This window comes from Ruminococcus flavefaciens ND2009 (assembly GCF_000621785.1).
Taxonomy (GTDB): Bacteria; Bacillota; Clostridia; order Oscillospirales; family Ruminococcaceae; genus Ruminococcus; species Ruminococcus flavefaciens_C.
In genome coordinates this window covers 301,141-320,354 of record NZ_KK211346.1, presented here as the reverse complement: position 1 = coordinate 320,354, position 19,214 = coordinate 301,141, and the positions used below count along the sequence as shown (strand labels likewise).

The following is a 19,214-nucleotide window of genomic DNA, read 5'->3' as shown; positions in this document are numbered from 1 at the left end:
AAATAATGCTGCTCTTTTTATATTTATGTAACTTTTTATTCCTTAACTAACTTTTCGCTCTTAACGATAAGTATGTCATTCTGCTTCATTTTCAGGTCATCTACGGGGATCACCGTAAGTTCTTCCCTGAGGATCACAAGTATGCACACATTGTACTTTTCGGCAATATCACGAACACTCATACCCTTGAATTCACTGTTTTTGTCAACGAGTATCTCTCCGACCTCATTTATATCGCTGAATCTGACATCGGAGTGCTGGTTCTTTGTATACTGTTCAACAAATCCCGCACTGATGATACCTGTGGGGATAGCAACTACACCAACGCCGAGAAACGCTATACATATTGCCATCAGCTTTCCGATAACGGTTATGGGATATATGTCGCCGTAGCCGACAGTGAGTAGTGTTGAAACGCTCCACCAAATACCCGAGAAAGCATTTCTGAACGCCTCAGGCTGTGCATCATGCTCAACACTGTACATTCCCAGAGAGGAAGCCAGCATAAGAACTATGATAATAAAAACAGAGGAGATTATCTGGTTCTTTTTCTCACTGAGAACAGTGGTGATAACGTGAAAAGAGTCATAGTGTGCATTTACTCTGAAAAGGTGGAATATTCTGACAACTCTCAGCATTCTGAACACGATAAATCCGTCCAGGAAGAAAAACGGCAGTATAGTCAGCAGATCAACTATTCCGTCAAATGAACACAGAAACTTCAATCGTGCTGCCAGTCCTTTTTCCTCGGGATAGAGATAGTCCGCAGTCCATATACGCAGTATATACTCAATGCAGAATATAGAGATGGTAACTATTTCGATGATATTGAACAAAGTCTGAAAAACTGAAAGCTCGTCGAAGGTCTCAAGAAATACCGTAAGTATATTGAGAATGATAACTATTACGATGAACCAGTCAAAAAATCGGCTGATGAAATCGTTCTTGTTGCCTATCTGTATAATGTCGAATATCCGCCGTTTAAAGGGCTTTTTTGTCCTTTCACTCAATTCCGCTCAGCTCCCTGTAAAGTTTTCGCGCATAACCGTCGGTCATGCCGCAGATATAGTCTGTCACAAGCATAAGCCTGAGATAAAGCCGCTCTGCCTCGGACTTTCCCTCCGCATTGACTTTATAGGCGCGGATGTAGTTCTCAGAGACCAGACGCATTATCCTCTGCTCAATGGCAGAGCTCTCAAATTCCGTATCATAGAGCACAGCCGCACGGGTCAGCTTGGTAAGCAGGAATTCATATATTTCTCCCGCAGCTATCTCCAGCTTGTATATCTCCTTTGAGCTGAAAACATAGCGGTAAGCCATGTCTCCCAGAGCATAGGCGATAGCATTTCCGTGAGAGACCGCAAGGAGCTCCTTCGGAAAAGTGCCTGCCATAATGGCGTCATAGTTATTGGTAAAGCCAAAGGAAGCACATCTCAGCAGTACGCCCTGCACATAGATTATCCAGCGCTGGACTGCATTCTGCTCGGGAGAGGATATGCCCTTGTCCAGTGCCTGTGCATAGTAGTCCTCAAGCTTTGCTACAGCTCTGGTGTATTCATCACGCTCGCCATCATCGGCACATTTTTCCATATATCTCTCTTTAAGATCGCGGACAAGCTGAGAGTAGGTTATAAAGCCTTTCTTTACTGCGTCCTCTATGTCGGCAGTTTTGTAGGCTATATCGTCAGCAGCTTCAAGTATAAACGCCAGAGGATGACGGCAGTCCACAGCCCCCGTGCTGTTTACGATGTCTTCATAGATCTCTTTATCCGCATAGTAATAACCCATCTTCTTGTCCTTGATGTTGCCGCTCTTTTTGTTGATACCAGTCGAGGGCACAGGATACTTGATAATGGTGTTGAGAAGGGTATAGGTAAGGTTCATGCCGTTCTCGTCCACAAGGAAGTGGAGCCTTGTCAGCAGCCGCAGAGCCTGAGCGTTGCCCTCAAAGTTGTAGAAGTCCCCTGCCATCTGCGGTGTGAGAATGCTGTCAAGCTTCCTGCCGCCAAGCTCCATTTCGGGAAGATTTCTCTTGAACCAGTCACGGACGTAGTCCTCGCCGAAATGTCCGAAGGGCGGATTTCCGATGTCATGGATAAGTCCCGCACACTCAAGCACGCTGCATATCCTGCTCACATCAGCTTCTGTCAGTTCCCTGTCTTTACCATGCTCCAGCACATAACGGAATATCATCTGTCCCAGTGACTTTCCGAAGGATGATACCTCCAGAGAGTGGGTAAGACGAGTGCGGACAAAGTCTCCCCTGTCAAGTGGAAATACCTGGGTCTTGTCCTGAAGCCGCCTGAATGAGGCACTTCCGATTATACGATGATAGTCCTTCTGAAACTCATTCCTTGTATCGGAGCTTACTGCCGAGGTGGTAACGCTCCTTCTTCTTTTTTCACATAATAATTTCTTCCAGTTCATAAACTATACTCCGTTCTAATGATGACAGGTCTGTCGATAGTCATGCTGTCGGGAGTTACTATACAGTCATATGCCAGAAGCCTTACTCCCGCCTTTTCGGCTTCTCTCAGAGCGTCACCGAACTCCTTATGTGTGGCGTCATTTGGTCTGAACTCGGTGACCTCCTTCATCTGTATCACAAAGAGGATATAGGCGCCGAAGCCCTCGGACTTTGCGCGGATAAGCTCGTGAATGTGCTTTACTCCTCTTTCAGTGGGGGCATCGGGAAAGGCGACTATACCGTCATTTTCAAGAGTAACGCCCTTTACCTCGAGGAATGAGACCTGTCCCCTGTCCTCGATACGAAAATCGAACCGTGAGGCTCCGTAGGTATACTCCCGTCTGATAACAGCCTGCTCCGAGAAAAGCTCACCTTTTTTCAGCCACTCCCCGGCTGCTGCATTGGGCATCTGAGAGTCCATATTCACAAGCAAAGGAGGAACTCCGATGCGTATCTTCTCGGCAGCAACCAGGTCATATCTTGTTTTCCTGTTAGGATTATCCGACTCCTCAAGGTAAACAGTGCAGCCCTCTGTGAGCAGCTCCCTGCATCGTCCCGTGTTCTTCACATGGACAGTCTCCTCTTTGCCGTCAACGAGTACCCTTGCGATAAATCTGTTGGGGCGGCTGATAAACTCAGCTGTTTTTATATGATGGTATCTCATAATCCTTACCGTAAAGCTCCTTATAAGTCTCTCTTGTACAGATAAAATACAGATGCTTTTCATCTATCTTGTCCTTGAAGGGACGAATAGCCTCTCCCGAATATGCTTCTGCAATGTATGACTCATCAAAACCCAGCTCATTCTCTATGCTCAGTGCCGACTGAGGAAACGAGCAGACGACAAAATCAGGAGCTCCCATGCTTCTGAAGTATTCACGATCTGCCTCTCTCTCTGCTTCATCGGCTTTTATGTGAGTTACATACGCAACGTTTCCCTCCATATTATAGTAGAGGTTCTTGTCGAAAAAGGCATTGAGAGTAACAGGTGCATCGGGATAGATGTTCGTATCATCAGGTGTCCATGCTATCATAAGCATTTTATCATCGATGTGGTTTTCCTTTATCCACTCGGCAGCCGCAGGTGAATTGTCATAGGGATTGGTTATATCCCTTGCATAGCTGCAAACATCCCAGTATACATTCATTGCAGCCGAAACTGCTATACCGCCGATAACGCAGTTTTTCGCAAACTTATCGGAAATGCCGCTCTTTTTTATAACGGCTGTGAATTCCTCAAGCCTTACAGGCTCTGATTCGGCAGCTGTCCACATTATAAATATAACGTAAAGCAGGAATATCCCGTAGTGATGAGGATAAGCATATATACTCATGACCAGTGAAGCAAAAAGATATGGTATCATCATTTCCGCAAGCATTCTGCGCTTTTTGCAGACTATGAAGATAATGCCCCATATTATCAGCGAAACCGCTCCTGCTCCTATGATCTCGCCTATGCTGTTGACCTCGTCCTGTATACTTGAAGCGTCTGAGGAGAATGATGTCACGAATACTTCCGAGGGCACAAAGAATAAGCACAGCAAAAGTGCCGCGGGATAGCTGTAATTGTTTTCAAGATGAACAGCCATGGTGTCCTGCTTCGGGATTATATCTGCAATAACGGCTATAGCTGCTGCAAGAAGTGCTGCGTATCCGAATGTCAGTTTCTTATTGCCCGAAAAAAACGAAACAGTCTTGCGGAAACTCCTGTTCCTTATCATCTCGCCGGTTATATCTGCTGCGGCAATACCGCCTGCAAAGGCGATACCATAGGAATGACACAGGCACAGGAATATCATTGAAAGTATGTACGGCAGCGGCTTCTCTCTGCGTTTTGAATAAAATGATGCACACAGGAGACCTGCGAACATCATCATGGCATAGGGCCTCGACAGTACGCAGTAATGGTATATCACAAAGAAGCTGGTGGGCAGCAGCGCCTTTGTTACGCGGCTGAATGGTGAACGAAGCTCCAGCATCAGTATCATAGCCTCAAAGAATATGAACTGTACTCCCTTTATGGTAAGCTCATAGGAAAGCCCAAGACATGATGCAAGCTTTATGAGCATATGCCAGAGGGGCGGGTGTCCCTCATAGTGGGGTATGGTGAATATGACCTCATACCAAGAAGCGTCCCGAGCAACAAGGTATGGCTGAGCCTCCTCATACCAGGGCTCGTGGAATATAAGCCCTATAATTCCGATGACGGTTGCGACAGCCGTTATGACAAGTCCGAACAGCAGCTCCGACTTCTTTCCGTTTTTTATTTTATTATTCATCGCTGTGTTTATTCCCTTCGATAACATCTTTATAATGAAGCTCCCTGAATCTCTTGGGGGTCATTCCGTTTATTTTCCTGAAAACACTGATAAAAGCGCTCTGGGAGGAAAAGCCCAGTGCAAGAGATATGTCAAGGCAGGAAAAATCTGAGTTCCTCAGCAGATTTTCCGCTGTAGAGATCTTTGCCCTTGTGACAAAGGTCTTTATGCTCATGCCCTTTTCCTTGGAAAAAAGCTTTGAGAGATAAGACGGATTAAGTCCGACGTGCTCCGCCAGGACATTTAATGTAAGATCCTCATGAAGATGCTCATAGATATAGTCGATACACCTTCGTACATGAAGTGATATGACATTGTCCTTTTTAAGCGTTCTCATTCGCTCTGCAAAATCCAGCTCCATCTCGCCGAAAAGGTCGATAAGCTCATCAATATCCTTCATCTTGTCCGCACGCTGTATATAAATATCGCTGAGAGTGTACGCTGTATCGTGTCCCAGACCGCCCTCAACGCAGTATCTTGCCACAAGGGCAACTGCCGTTACAAAGTGATACATGAGATTGCGGACGGGATCCTGTGAAAGAGTACCCTTGCCCTTCATAAAGTCGGGACGTATGCTCTCGAAACGCTTCCTGACCTGCTCGGTGTCCCCTGACTGGACTGCTCTGTAAAAGCTGAGCTCATATTCGAAGGGACTTCTTGTAAAGCCGTCATTTCGCTGTATATAAAGCCTGTAATTAAGATCTCTGTCAGTTTTCATCAGCTCACCTCCTGTTGCGGTGTCGGTCATATTTTGTGATATTTCTATTATATCCTATTTTTGATACAAATGCAATATTTCTGATATAATTTGTTCTTGCCCTGGACTATAATAATCACAATAAAGAAAGAGTAAACATGAAAGAACTGCTTCACAAGGAGGCATCACTATGGCAAAGGCAAATGATCTCACAACAGGAAAAGTATCAAGCCTTATCCTGAAATTCTACTTTCCCATGCTGCTGACAAATATGCTCCAGCAGATGTACAACATCGCTGATACAGCCATCGTCGGCAAGGGTCTGGGCGATAACGCTCTGGCTGCTGTGGGTAATATGTCATCACTGACATTTCTCATCTTCGGCTTCTCTATGGGACTTGCAAACGGCTTCTCAGTTATAGTCGCACAGAGCTTCGGCGCCAAGGACTACGCAAAGCTCCGCCGCTCGGTGGCGTCATCTGCAATGCTTTGCTTCATAATAGCACTTGCTCTCAGCGCTGTGAGTATCATATTTCTCCGTCCCGTGCTGGGGCTTCTCAGGACAGACGCTGCTATCATGCACGACGGACTGGTATACGGCTACTTCATATTCGGAGGACTTACTGCAACTATCGCTTATAATCTCTGCTCCTGCATACTCCGCGCACTGGGAGACAGCAAAACGCCCTTCGTTGCGATAATCATATCAACTATCGTAAACATTTTCCTTGATATATTCTGCATTTTCGTACTGAAAACAGGCGTAGAGGGAGCTGCTATAGCTACTATATTCTCACAGATAGTATCAGCTTTCATCTGCTGGCTCAGGATACGCAAAATAGACGTCCTCAATATCACCAAGGCTGACTTCATGGGCAACGGAAGTCTCTATATAGAGCTTTTCAAGAACGGTCTGCCCATGGCTCTCATGAACTCCATCACAGCTGTGGGCTGCATGGTCATCCAGTATTTCGTAAACGGTCTGGGAGTTGCCTATACAACAGCTTATTCAGCTTGCAGTAAATTCATCAATCTGTTCATGCAGCCTGCCTGCACTGCGGGATTTGCAATGTCAGCTTTTACAAGCCAGAACTACGGCGCAAGAAAGTTCAGCCGTATACGCGAGGGACTCCATGTCTGTCTTGCTATCGCAACTGTATCATACCTTATTCTTGGCTCAATTATGATATTCTTCCCTACTTACCTTGCAAAGGTAATGGTAACGGGTACAGAGCCCATTCGTATCGCAGGTACTTACCTGCCGATATGCGGTATATTCTTATTCGCAGTTGACTCCCTGTTCGTATTCAGGAACGGCTGTCAGGGCTTCGGAAAGCCTCTTGTACCTATGATCTCTGGTATAGCCGAGATGGCTCTGAGAATAGGCGTTATAGCACTTTTCATCAATGTTATCGGCTTCCGGGCTACAGCCTACGCAGAGGCTTCCGCCTGGATAGGAGCTCTTATCCTCAATATGGCTTCCTTTGAGCACACTCTCAACAAGAGCCTCGACACCTCTGCCATCAGCCACAAAAAGCTCAGGACCGCTGCCTGATCCCAGACTGGTATTCAGTCGTTAATATACACCCCATTTCCATCCTCACTCCGCTGTCTGTGTTTCCCACAGGCAGCACTTTTTTTGCAAAAAACAGCCCTTCGATCTCTCGAAGGGCTGTATCTGAACTTTCTTTTGCAATTCAAATTATATCTTAAGCGAACTTCCGTAAGCTGCTTAATTGGATGATGTGAACGTAAATGCAGGATTATTTTGAGGATCAAACAGAAATTCCTCTGGGACTGTTACAGCTTCAATGTTATGTGCTTCTGCCTTCATCCTGTTCTGTTCCTGTTCATAAACCTCTTTAGCTTCCTGCGCCTGTTTTGATATTTCTGCTTCTATATTTTCATTTTCGGCGGCAATCTTCTCCATTTCATCCGATGAGATGTCATTTTCGCCAATATGATCAATAACATCTGATCGATGTATCCTGATCTCTTCGTCAATGCCTTCCACTTTTATCAGTATCTTGGCATTGCTGTCTGACGAATACAAGAAGAAATTGAAAGGCGGTATATAGACCTGCATCATGCATTTTGACGCATACGCCGCAGGTGCGGTAATTGCAGTTTTCTCCTGCATATCGGGATCTATTTCAAGCAAGTCGGTATGACCGTCACTTAGTAAACTGTCAGCTGCATCTTCAAATGGTAAGTAGTAAGCCATTGATTCCGATGTGACTGAATCGCTGATATTGCTGAAGTAATCCTTTCTTGCGAAGCTTCCAACGTCCTCCACGGGCATAGCCGAAGTGCCGTCAAAGTTTATCGAGCATTTCCACATATCCTTATTATCGGGCACATCAACAGCAGTGTAGTTCTCTGTTTTATCGTCATAAGCTCCAATGAACATATCATAATTGCTTCCGCTGTTTTCTCCCATTGAATAAAGCACCTGTGCAGTAACCGCCCTGATGTCATTGCCGTCCTTTATGAAGCATTTGTAATCAAATGAAGCAGCTGCAACAATATTGCCGTCCTGATCCAGCATATTTCCGTATTTGTCTCCTGTGAAATGCCTATCCGCAGCGTACTGTGCTTCGGAACGGGACATGAAATAATAGTCATTGCTAAGTTCTTCAAACTCCTTGTCGCTGTATTTTGAATTTGATTCCGCAGCTGCAAGGATACTTGACCTGCCAAATTCGCCCTTATACTCAACTGCATAAACCTGATCTGTGAAAATGTCAGGCTGTACGGTCCTTACAAAAAAGCGAACCCTTATGTCCTCGTCCTCGCTGTCCGCAAAGGGACTTCTGTAAAGAGGATCCACAAGTATATCGGCATCAATGTAGTCCTTCAGCGGCATATCATATATATCATAGGTGTGTTCATCTGTCTCTGAAAGTATTTCTGATACAAGCTGACGGTACTTTTCATCGCCGTTCTTGCGAAGATCGTATAGGAAATTCTGTACGAATGCTGTTTTTGGCAGGACTCCCACGCAGATAACCACTGCCGCAGCCGCAGCTATCCACTTTAGTACAGAGGCTGCCCTGTGCTTTCCCGTAACGTTCTCAAGGTCGCTTACGGTAAACTCGCTGTCGGAAAAATCCGAATCTTTTTCAGGAAAAGCTCTTGCGGAGATCTTGTCGAAACAGTCTACATTTGATGAAAGCTCCTTCATCTTATCTCTGAGCTCATTCTCAAAAACGGGATCTCCTTTGATATTTTTATCTTTCACTGATCTTCACCTGCCTTTTCCTGTAATATGGATATTGCTTTTTTGTACCTTGATTTGACCGTTGTTTCGGGACACCTCATGACCTTTGCGATCTGCTTGAAGGTAAGCTCCGCACAGCACTTGAGTATGACGGTCTGCCTCTGTACATCGTTTAAATGCTTCAGAAGCTGATTTATGTAAATACTGTCCTCCACAGTCTTTTCAGCCTCACCGTAGCTCTGTATGATGAAGTTGGATATTTCTTTCTTATACCTTCGGCGAAGCTCTAATGCAACGTTGCGCGCTATTGTGAGTATGAAGCCTTTGCCGTCCCCTTTCTTCGCGGAGAATCTCTTTACCTGAGTGAGTCTGACAAAGGTCTCGGTCACACAATCCTGTGACAAATGATAATCAGATGTTATTCCGAAAGCCACAGCAAAAACGCTGTCCTTGAACATAAGATACAGCTTGCTAAGGCTCTCCTTGGAGGTCGCACAGTCTGATATAAGCTCGTTTACTGTGTTATCAGTCTCAGATGCTTTATCATTTTCTGAAAATACTGTAAAAATCGCTGTGTCACCTCCGCTGATAGATTTAGTTACGGCATCCATATTATCACTCCTTTTGCGGCTGTCAGAGAACCTGATGTGTTCAGTGATTTGAAGCTTCTCTGAAGCCATTATGAAAGCTTTCATATATAAGTGATTTCAGACGCCAAAAAAGACGAAATAATCTCAAAAAAATTTTTAAGACTTGTTAGAAGAATAAAACATAGTGCATTTATTGCAATATAGCTTCATTTGCTATATTCAAGTAACCGCAACTCAGTTTTTAATAGTTACCCGTGGCTAACTATCATCAGGCTTTATACAGCTATTATACCACTATAGCACCTTATTTGCAAGAAATCTTCTGCATACTATTGACAAACGCTTATAAATATGATATATTAAACATATGAACAACCGTTCATATGAGAAAGGATAGTGACCTTATGGAAAAATACTTTTCTGTATCTAATCTGGACTGCGCCCACTGCGGCGCTAAAATAGAGGAAGCAATCAGCAAGCTTGAGGGTATCGAGTCTGCCGTACTTAACTTCCCCATGAAAAAATTCAAGATAAAAGGCAATATCACTGATGAGCTCGTTACTAAGATCAACGAGGTGGCAAACAGTATCGAAGCCGGAGTCGTTATCGCTGCGATCGAAGAGGCACATCATCACTCACGACATCATGAACATGAGCATGAACATCATCACCATCATGATGAGGAGTGCGGGTGCGGTCATGAGCATGAGCACGATCACCACCACGATGAGGAGTGCGGCTGCGGTCACGATCATGAACATGAGCATGAACATCATCACCACCACGATGAGGAGTGCGGCTGCGGTCATGAGCATGAGCACCATCATGAAAGCAATAATGAATTCATCATCGAAAACCTTGACTGTGCCAACTGCGGTGCAAAGATCGAGGAGGCGATCAGCAGGATAGACGGAGTTGAGTCCGCTGTGCTTAACTTCCCGATGAAGAAGTTCAGGATAAAGGGAAATATCACCGATGAGCTGCTGGAAAAGATCAATCAGGTGGCAAACAGCATTGAGGCGGGAGTTATTATCTCCCCTGCTACGACAGAACGTAACCGCTCCGAGGAGCATGAACATCATCATGAAGAAGCTGAGCATACTCACTCACATAATGATAAGAGCGAGGGACTCAAAAAGGACATAGTCCCTCTTATAATAGGTGTAGTTATCTTCGCGACGGCTGTTCTCAGCGGAAAACTGCTTGACATAAAACCGCTGACTATAGCGCTCTACGTTGCAGCTTACCTTACTCTTGGATATAATGTCCTTATCGCTACGTTCAGGAACCTTAAAAACAAGAACTTCTTTGATGAAAACTTTCTCATGACTGTGGCAACTATAGGAGCCTTCGTCCTCGGTGAATACGCTGAGGCTGTGGGAGTCGTCCTGTTCTTCCGCATCGGCGAGCTCTTTGAGAATTATGCGGTCTCCCGAAGCCGCAAGGCTATCACCGATGTAGCCAGACTTAAGGTTGAGGAAGCTGATGTGCTTATCGACGGGGAGTTCAGAAGGATACATTCCGATGAGATACGGGTGGGAGATATTCTCCGCATAAAGGCAGGCGAAAGGATCGCTGCCGACGGTATCGTTGAATCAGGTGAATCAAGAATAGACACCTCCGCAGTAAACGGTGAACCTGTTCCCCTCACTGTAAGAAAGGGCGACGAGGTGCTGTCGGGCTGCATAAACCTGTCCGACACCTTCACACTGAAGGCTACGGCAGCAGCCTCCGACTCAATGATCTCAAAGATAGCACAGGCAGTCGAAGACGCTTCGGCAACCAAGCCCAAGATAGACCGCTTCATTACTCGCTTTGCAAAGATATATACCCCTATCGTTATTGCTATCGCTCTGCTTACTGCAATCGCCCCCTCACTTATCACAGGAGACTGGAGCAAGTGGATATATTCAGCACTTACCTTCCTTGTAATCAGCTGTCCCTGCGCTCTGGTACTCAGTGTACCTCTTGCGTACTTCTCGGGTATCGGCGCAGCTTCAAAGCTGGGTATACTCTTCAAAGGCGGCAATGCTATCGAAGCACTGGGCAAGGTCAAGGCTGTTGCCTTCGACAAGACAGGTACACTCACAAACGGAAGCTTCTCCGTTACAGAAGTAAAGTCATACGGAAAACTTGGAGAAAAGGAGCTTCTCTCAATTTGCGGAAGCTGTGAGCAGAGCTCAACTCACCCTGTTGCCGAGAGTATCGTGGACTATTGCAAGGGAAATGACAGCAGGCTTTTCACTCCCGAAAAGACAACTGAGATTGCAGGACAGGGCGTTTCGGCAGTTCTGAACGGCAGGAACATTCTCTGCGGTAACGAAAGACTTATGTCAGAAAACAATATCTCGGTCCCCGAGGAGAAGACTCCTCTCGGAAGCATAGTTTATATAGCCGTTGACGGAGAGATACAGGGCAGGATAGTAGTTTCCGACACTGTTAAGAAAACATCCGCCGAGGCTGTTTCGCAGCTGAAACAAATGGGCATTGCTACAGCTATGCTCACAGGCGACAAAAATGATAATGCACAGGCTATGGCTAAACAGCTTGGAGTTGACTCCGCTAAGGGAGACCTTCTCCCCGACGGAAAGCTTGCTGAGATAGAGCGTATCCGCAAGGAAAATGGTGCAGTCATGTTCGTGGGCGACGGCTTCAACGACGGTCCTGTACTGGCAGGCGCAGATGTGGGCGGCGCTATGCACAGCGGCTCAGATCTGGCTCTTGAAGCAGCTGACGCAGTATTCATGAATTCCGAGCCCGATTCGGTGGTAAAGGCTAAAAAAATAGCCGATAAGACACTGCGCATCTCTTATGAGAACATTATCTTCGCGCTGGCTGTAAAAGCTGCTGTTCTGGTGCTTGGTCTGGTGGGTCACCCCAATATGTGGCTTGCAGTTTTTGCAGATTCAGGCACGGCAATGCTGCTCATACTCAATTCCATCAGAGTGCTGAACATAAGAAAGTACAAATAAATAAAAAGGAGAGACTTATCCGGAAGCCTCTCCTTTGTTGATTATCAACTGTTTATTTTCAACAGCACATTATATTTTCAACATAGTGTTGAAGACTATGTTAAAAGCTCCCGCAGAAACGGGAGCTTTGCTTTTAATAAAATGTAGCCACAGGCTGCTCGGGAGCTTCGGCTTTTTCCACCTTCTGCACCATGAGTACAGGGCCCTTGCCCTTGTAGAGCTTGTGCTTCTGAACACTTATCTTTCCTGTAACAGTTATCCATTCCTTGTTTGGCGGCTCATTCCCGCTTTCGTCCTGAGCTACCATCCAGCAGTACTGAATATCCTCGACACAGCAGGTCATGATATGACGTCCCACAGCGTAGGTATTCTCGGGGAACTTGCTGTTCTTGGCAGTAAGTCCCTTGAAAGTCATGGTCTTGCCGTCATACTTGAAGGGCTCCTCCATAATATCTCTGTACCAGAGGGCGAAGTCTTTGTCCTCAATGGTTATCTCGTCAGCCTCTACATCGAAGGGAAGCGGATCTTCAATATCATCATAGGCGATCTGTCCGTCGGAGTATTCGTAAACTATCTCCGCACGTCTTGATACTCCCCTTACGATCTTGTGGAACTCGTTGGGATCAAAGCTCTTCTCGAAACGGTTGAAAACTACCATTTCTGTGGTGTTGAACTTATCAACAACAAGACTGCGCATATTTGAATTGTAGTTCATGAACGTGGTGGAATCCACAAAGCACATTACCTGTGCGATAGTAGTCTCATCGGGCATAGCCTTGAAGAACTCGTCCATGGTCCACATACCGTTGTACTCAACAACAACACGCTCTGCGCCGCTGTCCTTGAGTATCTTTGTGAAGTTCTCCATGGTGAAGTCTTCCTTATCCTCAATGACATGGGTAACAATGTTCTTCTTGGGCATACGCGAAATATCGTACTCCTCAATACCCTCCTCACAGATAAGAAGAAGCGTCTTCTCGCCCTTGTTGAAGCGTCTGTCCTCTAAGGTCTCCTGTATGAACTTGGTCTTTCCCGACTCAAGAAAGCCGAGAAACAGGTATATCGGTATTACATCATTCTGATCAGGCATTATAAAAGCTCCTTTCGATCAGGCGTTGAAAAGCTCTGCAATAGCCTCTTCGTTTATCTTTGAACCGATAACGCAGAGTCTGCCGATGGTGCCTGCGCTTCCGCTGCGGACATCGGGCACACCGGGTACATAGTCATAGTGTATCCACTTTCCGTCAGCACCTGCAACGATTCCCTTGGCACGGAGTATCATGCCGTACTTCTCCTCGTCGCCGAGAGCGTTTAATGCAGCTGTTATCTCCTCAACAGTATATGTTCTTGTGGTCTCTCTGCCCCAGCTTGTGAACACATCGTCAGCATGGTGATGGTGGTGATGATCGTGGTCATGGTCATGATCGTGACAGCCGCAGGTGCAGTCGGGACCATGGTCATGGTGATGATGCTCATGCTCGTCGTCATCGTCATCGTGGTGGTGATGATGCTCATGCTCATCCTCATCGTCATCGTGGTGGTGATGATGGTGCTCATGCTCGTCCTCATCGTCATCGTGATGGTGATGATGATCGTGCTTTGCTGCTTCCTCAAGGAGCTCCTTCAGCTCGTCATCAAGAGTGTTCTTCTGTGTCATTGCGTCAACAAGCTGTACGCCTGTGAGCTGATCCCACTCTGTTGTAACAATAGGAGCTGCGGGATTTTTCTCGCGCAGGCTCTTTACACACTCGTCAAGCTTCTCCTGTGAAAGTCCGCTTGTATGGCTGAGGATAAGGCAGCTTGCGTATGTTATCTGATTATCGAAGAACTCGCCGAAATTCTTCATATACATCTTGTACTTCTTTGCGTCCACAACTGTTGTAAAGCCGTCAAGCTCTACATCGTGAGCGTTGATGTTCTGAACAGCACGGATAACGTCGCTGAGCTTGCCGACACCCGAAGGCTCGATAAGGATACGGTCGGGAGCATAGTCAGCAAGGACCTTCTCCAGAGCCTTTCCGAAATCACCGACAAGACTGCAGCAGATACAGCCCGAATTCATTTCGGTTATCTCAACACCTGCGTCCTGTAAAAATCCGCCGTCAATGCCTATCTGACCGAATTCGTTCTCGATAAGCACCAGCTTTTCGCCTTTATAGCCCTCCTGTATGAGCTTCTTTATAAGAGTGGTCTTTCCTGCACCGAGAAAGCCTGAGAAAATAGTGATCTTTGTCATGTGAACAACACTTCTTTCTTTTAATTTCAAATTATATTATACCACACTGACAAAAATAAATCAAGCCCCATACAGACACAAAAAGGCTGCCGCAGCTGCGGCAGCCTCAGTCTTACTTATTCAACATTTCCTACTGCGGAAATTACCTCTGTGAGGAGGTTTGCAGGGAGCTGCTCATATCTCACGAAGTCGAAGGTAAAGCTTCCCATGCCTCTTGTAGTCTGGCGGAGGTACATTGCAAAGTCGTGCATCTCACGCATGGGCACCTCTGCCTGAATAACGGTATTGCCGTTACCCGCAGGCTTCATACCTAGAACTCTGCCTCTACGCTTGTTGAGCTCGCCCATGATGTCGCCTGTATTTTCGTCGGGAGCTGTTACCTTCAGCTCGCCGATAGGCTCCAGCATTACGGGGTCTGCCTGACGGAGTCCCTCCTTGTATGCGATGGAAGCGGCAGTCTTGAATGCCATTTCCGAGGAGTCAACAGGGTGATATGAACCGTCTACCAGTATAGCCTTCAGTCCGACTACGGGGCAGCCTGCCAGAACGCCCTTCTTTACAGACTCCTCAAGTCCCTTCTGAACTGCGGGGAAGAAGTTCTTTGGAACAGCTCCGCCGAAGATCTTCTCCTCGAATACAAGAGTATCGCTTACACAGGGCTCGAACTCGATCCAGACATCACCGAACTGTCCATGACCGCCCGACTGCTTCTTGTGTCTTCCCTGAACCTTTACCTTCTTGCGGATAGTCTCCTTGTAAGCTATCTTTGGAACTGTCAGGTTGACCTCAACACCGAACTTTGTCTTGAGCTTTGCAGCTGCTACCTCGATATGCTGCTCGCCGAGACCGCTGAGTATCTGCTCCTTGGTAGTCTCGTCCTGGATATATGTGAGAGTGGGATCCTCCTCGATAAGTCTCTGGATACTTGCTGAGATCTTAGCCTCATCACCCTGAGCCTTAGCCTTTACAGCCATTGAATAGCAGGGCCTGGGGAACTCCATGCCTGCGAACTCAACAACTCTTGCAGAATCTGAAAGTGTATCTCCTGTATTTGCAGAGATCTTGGAAGCTACCACGATATCGCCTGCATAAGCTGAGGATACCTCGGCCTGCTTCTTGCCGCAGAGATTATAGAGCTTGCCTATCTTCTCGGTGGTACCTGTTGTAGAGTTGACTACATCACAGTTTGATGTGAGCTTGCCTGACATAACTCTTATGAAAGACATCTTGCCTACGAAAGGATCGGCAACTGTCTTGAATACAAATGCTGAAAGAGGATCCTCTGTATTGCAGGCTACCTCGATAACGTCCTTGGTGGGAGTGTAAGCCTCAGCGGAGTATACCTCGTTAGGTGACGGGAGCAGCAGCTCTATCTCCTTGAGGAGCATATCTATACCCGCCAGATCGGCAGCAGATGTGCATACGACAGGAGTGATTATTCCGCGGTTCATACCATCATGGATACCGTCGATGAGTTCCTTCTGAGTAAATGCCTCGCCCTCGAAGAACTTCTCCATGAGCTCCTCGGAGGTCTCTGCTACAGCCTCTGAAACGGCAGCTACCAGACCGTCAACACGGTACTCGAACTTCTCCGAGATCTCGGCTGTAGGCATATCTGTCTCGATAGCGTTGCCCTTGTCATCATACTTGTAGCACTTCATCTCGATAAGGTTAACGTACTCAACGATCTTGCCGTTGCTGACAACGGGAACTACAACAGGGCATACAGTAGGACCGAAAACGGTCTTCAGCTCAGTGAGAACATTGAAGAAGTTAGCGTCCTTGTCGTCGATCTTTGTAACAACGAACATCTTAGACTTGCCCTGCTTTACTGCCTCGTCATAAGCCTTTCTTGCGCCCACCTTGACGCCTGACTTAGCGGAAACGGTGATCATTACGGTATCGGAAGCTCTGATTCCCTCGATCATTTCGGCTGCAAAGTCGAACAGACCGGGTGTGTCGAGCAGATTTACCTTTAATCCGTTATATTCAAAGGAAGCAAGAGATGTACCGATAGATATCTGTCTCTTGATCTCCTCGGGATCGAAATCGCATACAGTTGTGCCGTCAGCAGTCTTGCCGAGTCGGTCGGAAGCTCCTGCCTTGTAAAGGATCGCCTCTGCAAGAGAAGTTTTTCCCGAGCCGTTATGGCCTGCAAATGCTATGTTCTTGACTTTGTTTACATCATATTCTTTCATGGTAAAGTTTCTCCTCTTAAATGGTTTATCCGTTTTTTATGCACGGCATACAAATATTATAATTCATTAATAAAAAAATTGCAATACTAACATAAAATTTTCTACATTTCATAGTACGCGGCTCATTGTTTGTTGTGCATTATCACCAAATAAAACTGCTTCTGATTTACTAAATAGCTTTACTTTCCCCAAAGCGGAGAAGGTAAGGAAGTAAGCCGCTCCCCATATAATCGTAAATACAGCTATATACGGAAGTTTTTCCGATGTAAGCCCGGTGAAACGAAGGATCAGTTCCGACAGTGACATAGTGGAAAATACAAGAACTACAGGCAGGAGCAAGGTCCTGAGCAATGCCGATTTTGCTTCTGTCTCTCTTATTATCCTTACAAAGCGGGAGCAGTTCCCGAAAACATTGCTGGCATAATAGGAGATAACTATTCCGTAGAAGCCTATCCGCGGCACAAGTATCAGTACTGCGGCTATCCTTATGATGTATTCTGCCAGATAATTCAGTGAGGAAAAGCTTTGCAGTCCCATTCCCTTTATCATCGACTCCAGAACTATTTCCATGTAAATGAAAGGCACTACGGGAGCTATCATTGTTATCATGCGTCCTGCCAGATCTCCTCCGCCAAGAAGCTCACCTATCCTGCTGCCGAAGCGAATGAGCACAGCCGCTGCAAATACCGAGTACATCAGAGTACACGCCTTTATCCGCTCAGTGATCTGCTTTATCCTCATGCGATTTCCCGCTGCCTTTGCACGGGCAGCTTCACTGACTATTATCCCCGAGAGCGAACATAACACTACCGACGGGAAGAAAAGTGTCGGTATTACTATGCCCTCAAACACGCCGAACTGTCCAAGAGCATTTCCGGCGGAGTCTCCGTATTGCCGAAGGCATATTGGGATAAGCGCGTCATTTGTGCTGCTGAGAACTGCTGTGAGTATGCTCCCCCCCATTATCGGAAAGCAAAGTGAAGCATAGCGCCTGAACGTAATGGAGCATCTTCCCTCTGATCTGTGGTATGTCTTTATGTAAACAGCTCCCAGAAGCACCAGAGAAACAGCATTCCCGGCTATGATACCGCCTATCATTATGCCGCAGACGGTGTCCTCAGTAATATCTGTGTGAAGAAGTGTCATCACTATGATATATCCGCACCTTGCTGTAAATTCAGCAATATCACCTGCCGCGGTAACTGCTGCCCTGCGGTTAGCATTGAAATACCCCTTAAAGCAGGCGGATACTGCTCCTGTAACAAGAGCTATAGGCATTTTGCGGAGCGCACCTGTCATATGAGCTCCGCTGAAAAACCGAAGGCTTATTGGCTCTGCAAGCAGGAATACTGCTGCCGAAACAGCTGCACTCATAAGCAGACAAAGCTTTATGCCATGCTTTAGTATGCCGTTCGGGTCACCGAAGGGCTTTCCCAGCTCCTCTGATATAAGACGGCTGGTGCACAGAAAGGCATTGCCGTTTGAAAGTATGCCTGCCAGACCAAGAAATGCTCCCGTAAGCGAGAGTATGCCAATAGCTGAGGTGCCGAGATTTTTCGTAATGAAAACATTCAGCAGCAGGGCACCTGAGTCAAGCAGAAGCTGCATGACTGTAAGGATAACAGTATCCTTCAGTATTTTGCTTTTTATCATAAAAGCTTCCTCCATAATGTACTTATACATTTTATGGGGAAAAGCCGCGAAAAATGACAAAGCGGACAGCCGTGCTGTCCGCTTTGCTGGTCATCTTTTTTTGTAAAGTATGATCTCGGGATCGGTTATATCCTTGCCGTATGAAACTACCAGAAGAATGTCTGCATTTGCTATGACACCGAAGAAACGTCCGTCGCCAAGCTCGCTTTCAAGCTGGTTGCCAAGGTAAGTGGCATTATCGTCAAGGAGCTTCACTGTCTTGTCGTTTGGAAGCGGATACTCTATGTTCACATAGGCGCCCACAAGAGCGTTGAGCTTTTCCACTTTCGGCATACCCTCGATGTTCAGAGCGTTGAATTCCTCAATGAGCTTCTGCCTGAACTCCTCAACACCGTCGTCCTCAAGGTCCTTCCCCTGCTTCCAGTAGTCAAGCTTGGGGAGCATCTCCTTCATGTATGAACGAGCCTGCTCCTCGGAGAAGCCCTGATCAGCCATATGCTTCACACAGACGTCTATAAGGTCGTCCATGTTGTGATACATGAACTTTCCGTCCGCATAGCACCATCTGCAATAGTCCTCGTTGAAGCTTCCATCAGTTTCTTTACTGATGGAACCGTCCTCAAGCGGCATTCCGCAGCACTGGCATACAAGCTTTCTCGGTGAGCCCAGCAGAGTGTTGATGGAAACATCAAAAAGCTTTGACAGCAGCTTCAGTGTTTCCGTATTTGGTACAGTGTCCCCTGTCTCCCAGCGTGATACAGCCTGTCTTGTTACAAAGACCTTCTCTGCCAGCTCGTCCTGTGAAAGACCGTGTTTGTTTCTGAGTTCAAGTATTATGTTTTTTGTTTCCATAGTTTATCACC

General features: G+C 46.5%; 14 protein-coding genes. 2 read left to right on the top strand and 12 right to left on the bottom strand.

What is annotated here, in order from left to right:
- Positions 1-35: 35 nt before the first annotated feature.
- Genes T488_RS0108280 through T488_RS0108260 form a run of 5 tightly spaced genes read right to left on the bottom strand, consistent with a single transcriptional unit; the run spans position 36 to position 5,503 of the window.
- Positions 36-1,010, bottom strand: coding sequence for an ion transporter (locus T488_RS0108280; protein WP_028520365.1), 975 nt, complete (start codon positions 1,008-1,010; stop codon positions 36-38).
- Positions 1,003-2,427: a deoxyguanosinetriphosphate triphosphohydrolase gene (locus tag T488_RS0108275; protein ID WP_028520364.1), complete on the bottom strand. Its 1,425-nt coding sequence runs from the start codon at positions 2,425-2,427 to the stop codon at positions 1,003-1,005. Before T488_RS0108275 ends, T488_RS0108280 begins: the two co-directional genes overlap by 8 nt.
- Positions 2,424-3,131: a DNA/RNA nuclease SfsA gene (sfsA, locus tag T488_RS0108270; protein WP_028520363.1), complete on the bottom strand. Its 708-nt coding sequence runs from the start codon at positions 3,129-3,131 to the stop codon at positions 2,424-2,426. The genes T488_RS0108275 and sfsA overlap by 4 nt, the downstream gene beginning before the upstream one ends.
- A complete protein-coding gene (locus T488_RS18750) occupies positions 3,103-4,746 on the bottom strand; it encodes a hypothetical protein (RefSeq protein WP_028520362.1) in 1,644 nt (547 codons plus the stop codon). The genes sfsA and T488_RS18750 overlap by 29 nt, the downstream gene beginning before the upstream one ends.
- Positions 4,739-5,503 (bottom strand): AraC family transcriptional regulator, encoded by a 765-nt coding sequence (locus tag T488_RS0108260; RefSeq protein WP_028520361.1) that lies wholly within the window; start codon positions 5,501-5,503, stop codon positions 4,739-4,741. The genes T488_RS18750 and T488_RS0108260 overlap by 8 nt, the downstream gene beginning before the upstream one ends.
- Before the next feature lie 169 nt (positions 5,504-5,672).
- On the opposite strand from T488_RS0108260, the gene T488_RS0108255 reads away from it, so the two are divergent.
- Positions 5,673-7,037, top strand: a complete 1,365-nt coding sequence (locus T488_RS0108255; protein ID WP_028520360.1) for an MATE family efflux transporter — start codon at positions 5,673-5,675, stop codon at positions 7,035-7,037.
- Positions 7,038-7,214: 177 nt separating this feature from the next.
- Here the strand turns inward: T488_RS0108255 and T488_RS0108250 are convergent, their stop codons facing one another.
- Together T488_RS0108250 and T488_RS0108245 are read right to left on the bottom strand one after the other, a co-directional pair.
- Positions 7,215-8,723, bottom strand: a complete 1,509-nt coding sequence (locus tag T488_RS0108250; protein ID WP_028520359.1) for a hypothetical protein — start codon at positions 8,721-8,723, stop codon at positions 7,215-7,217.
- Entirely contained in the window at positions 8,720-9,313 is a 594-nt protein-coding gene (locus tag T488_RS0108245; protein ID WP_028520358.1) for an RNA polymerase sigma factor, read from the bottom strand. The genes T488_RS0108250 and T488_RS0108245 overlap by 4 nt, the downstream gene beginning before the upstream one ends.
- Positions 9,314-9,696: 383 nt before the next feature.
- On the opposite strand from T488_RS0108245, the gene T488_RS17440 reads away from it, so the two are divergent.
- The gene (locus T488_RS17440; RefSeq protein WP_037297592.1) at positions 9,697-12,264 is read left to right on the top strand and encodes a heavy metal translocating P-type ATPase; all 2,568 of its coding nucleotides are present in this window, start codon (positions 9,697-9,699) and stop codon (positions 12,262-12,264) included.
- Between the two features lie 133 nt (positions 12,265-12,397).
- On the opposite strand, the gene T488_RS0108235 is transcribed toward T488_RS17440, so the two are convergent.
- From T488_RS0108235 to T488_RS0108215, 5 genes are all read right to left on the bottom strand, one after another.
- Positions 12,398-13,354 carry a TIGR03943 family putative permease subunit gene (locus T488_RS0108235; protein WP_028520357.1) on the bottom strand — a complete coding sequence of 319 codons (957 nt, stop codon included), beginning with the start codon at positions 13,352-13,354 and terminating at the stop codon, positions 12,398-12,400.
- 18 nt (positions 13,355-13,372) lie between these two features.
- Entirely contained in the window at positions 13,373-14,500 is a 1,128-nt protein-coding gene (locus T488_RS0108230; RefSeq protein WP_028520356.1) for a CobW family GTP-binding protein, read from the bottom strand.
- A gap of 116 nt (positions 14,501-14,616) precedes the next feature.
- Positions 14,617-16,698, bottom strand: coding sequence for an elongation factor G (fusA, locus tag T488_RS0108225; protein ID WP_028520355.1), 2,082 nt, complete (start codon positions 16,696-16,698; stop codon positions 14,617-14,619).
- A gap of 108 nt (positions 16,699-16,806) precedes the next feature.
- Positions 16,807-18,351, bottom strand: coding sequence for a polysaccharide biosynthesis C-terminal domain-containing protein (locus T488_RS0108220; RefSeq protein ID WP_028520354.1), 1,545 nt, complete (start codon positions 18,349-18,351; stop codon positions 16,807-16,809).
- A 90-nt stretch (positions 18,352-18,441) separates the two neighbouring features.
- A complete protein-coding gene (locus T488_RS0108215) occupies positions 18,442-19,203 on the bottom strand; it encodes a zinc ribbon domain-containing protein (RefSeq protein WP_028520353.1) in 762 nt (253 codons plus the stop codon).
- Positions 19,204-19,214: the final 11 nt, after the last annotated feature.

Coding starts and splice junctions, on each gene's coding strand:
- T488_RS0108275 (WP_028520364.1), bottom strand. CDS start 2,427: ATGAACTGGAAGAAATTATTATGTGAAAAAAGAAGAAGGAGCGTTACC.
- sfsA (WP_028520363.1), bottom strand. CDS start 3,131: ATGAGATACCATCATATAAAAACAGCTGAGTTTATCAGCCGCCCCAAC.
- T488_RS18750 (WP_028520362.1), bottom strand. CDS start 4,746: ATGAATAATAAAATAAAAAACGGAAAGAAGTCGGAGCTGCTGTTCGGA.
- T488_RS0108260 (WP_028520361.1), bottom strand. CDS start 5,503: ATGAAAACTGACAGAGATCTTAATTACAGGCTTTATATACAGCGAAAT.
- T488_RS0108255 (WP_028520360.1), top strand. CDS start 5,673: ATGGCAAAGGCAAATGATCTCACAACAGGAAAAGTATCAAGCCTTATC.
- T488_RS0108245 (WP_028520358.1), bottom strand. CDS start 9,313: ATGGATGCCGTAACTAAATCTATCAGCGGAGGTGACACAGCGATTTTT.
- T488_RS17440 (WP_037297592.1), top strand. CDS start 9,697: ATGGAAAAATACTTTTCTGTATCTAATCTGGACTGCGCCCACTGCGGC.
- T488_RS0108235 (WP_028520357.1), bottom strand. CDS start 13,354: ATGCCTGATCAGAATGATGTAATACCGATATACCTGTTTCTCGGCTTT.
- T488_RS0108230 (WP_028520356.1), bottom strand. CDS start 14,500: ATGACAAAGATCACTATTTTCTCAGGCTTTCTCGGTGCAGGAAAGACC.
- fusA (WP_028520355.1), bottom strand. CDS start 16,698: ATGAAAGAATATGATGTAAACAAAGTCAAGAACATAGCATTTGCAGGC.
- T488_RS0108220 (WP_028520354.1), bottom strand. CDS start 18,351: ATGATAAAAAGCAAAATACTGAAGGATACTGTTATCCTTACAGTCATG.
- T488_RS0108215 (WP_028520353.1), bottom strand. CDS start 19,203: ATGGAAACAAAAAACATAATACTTGAACTCAGAAACAAACACGGTCTT.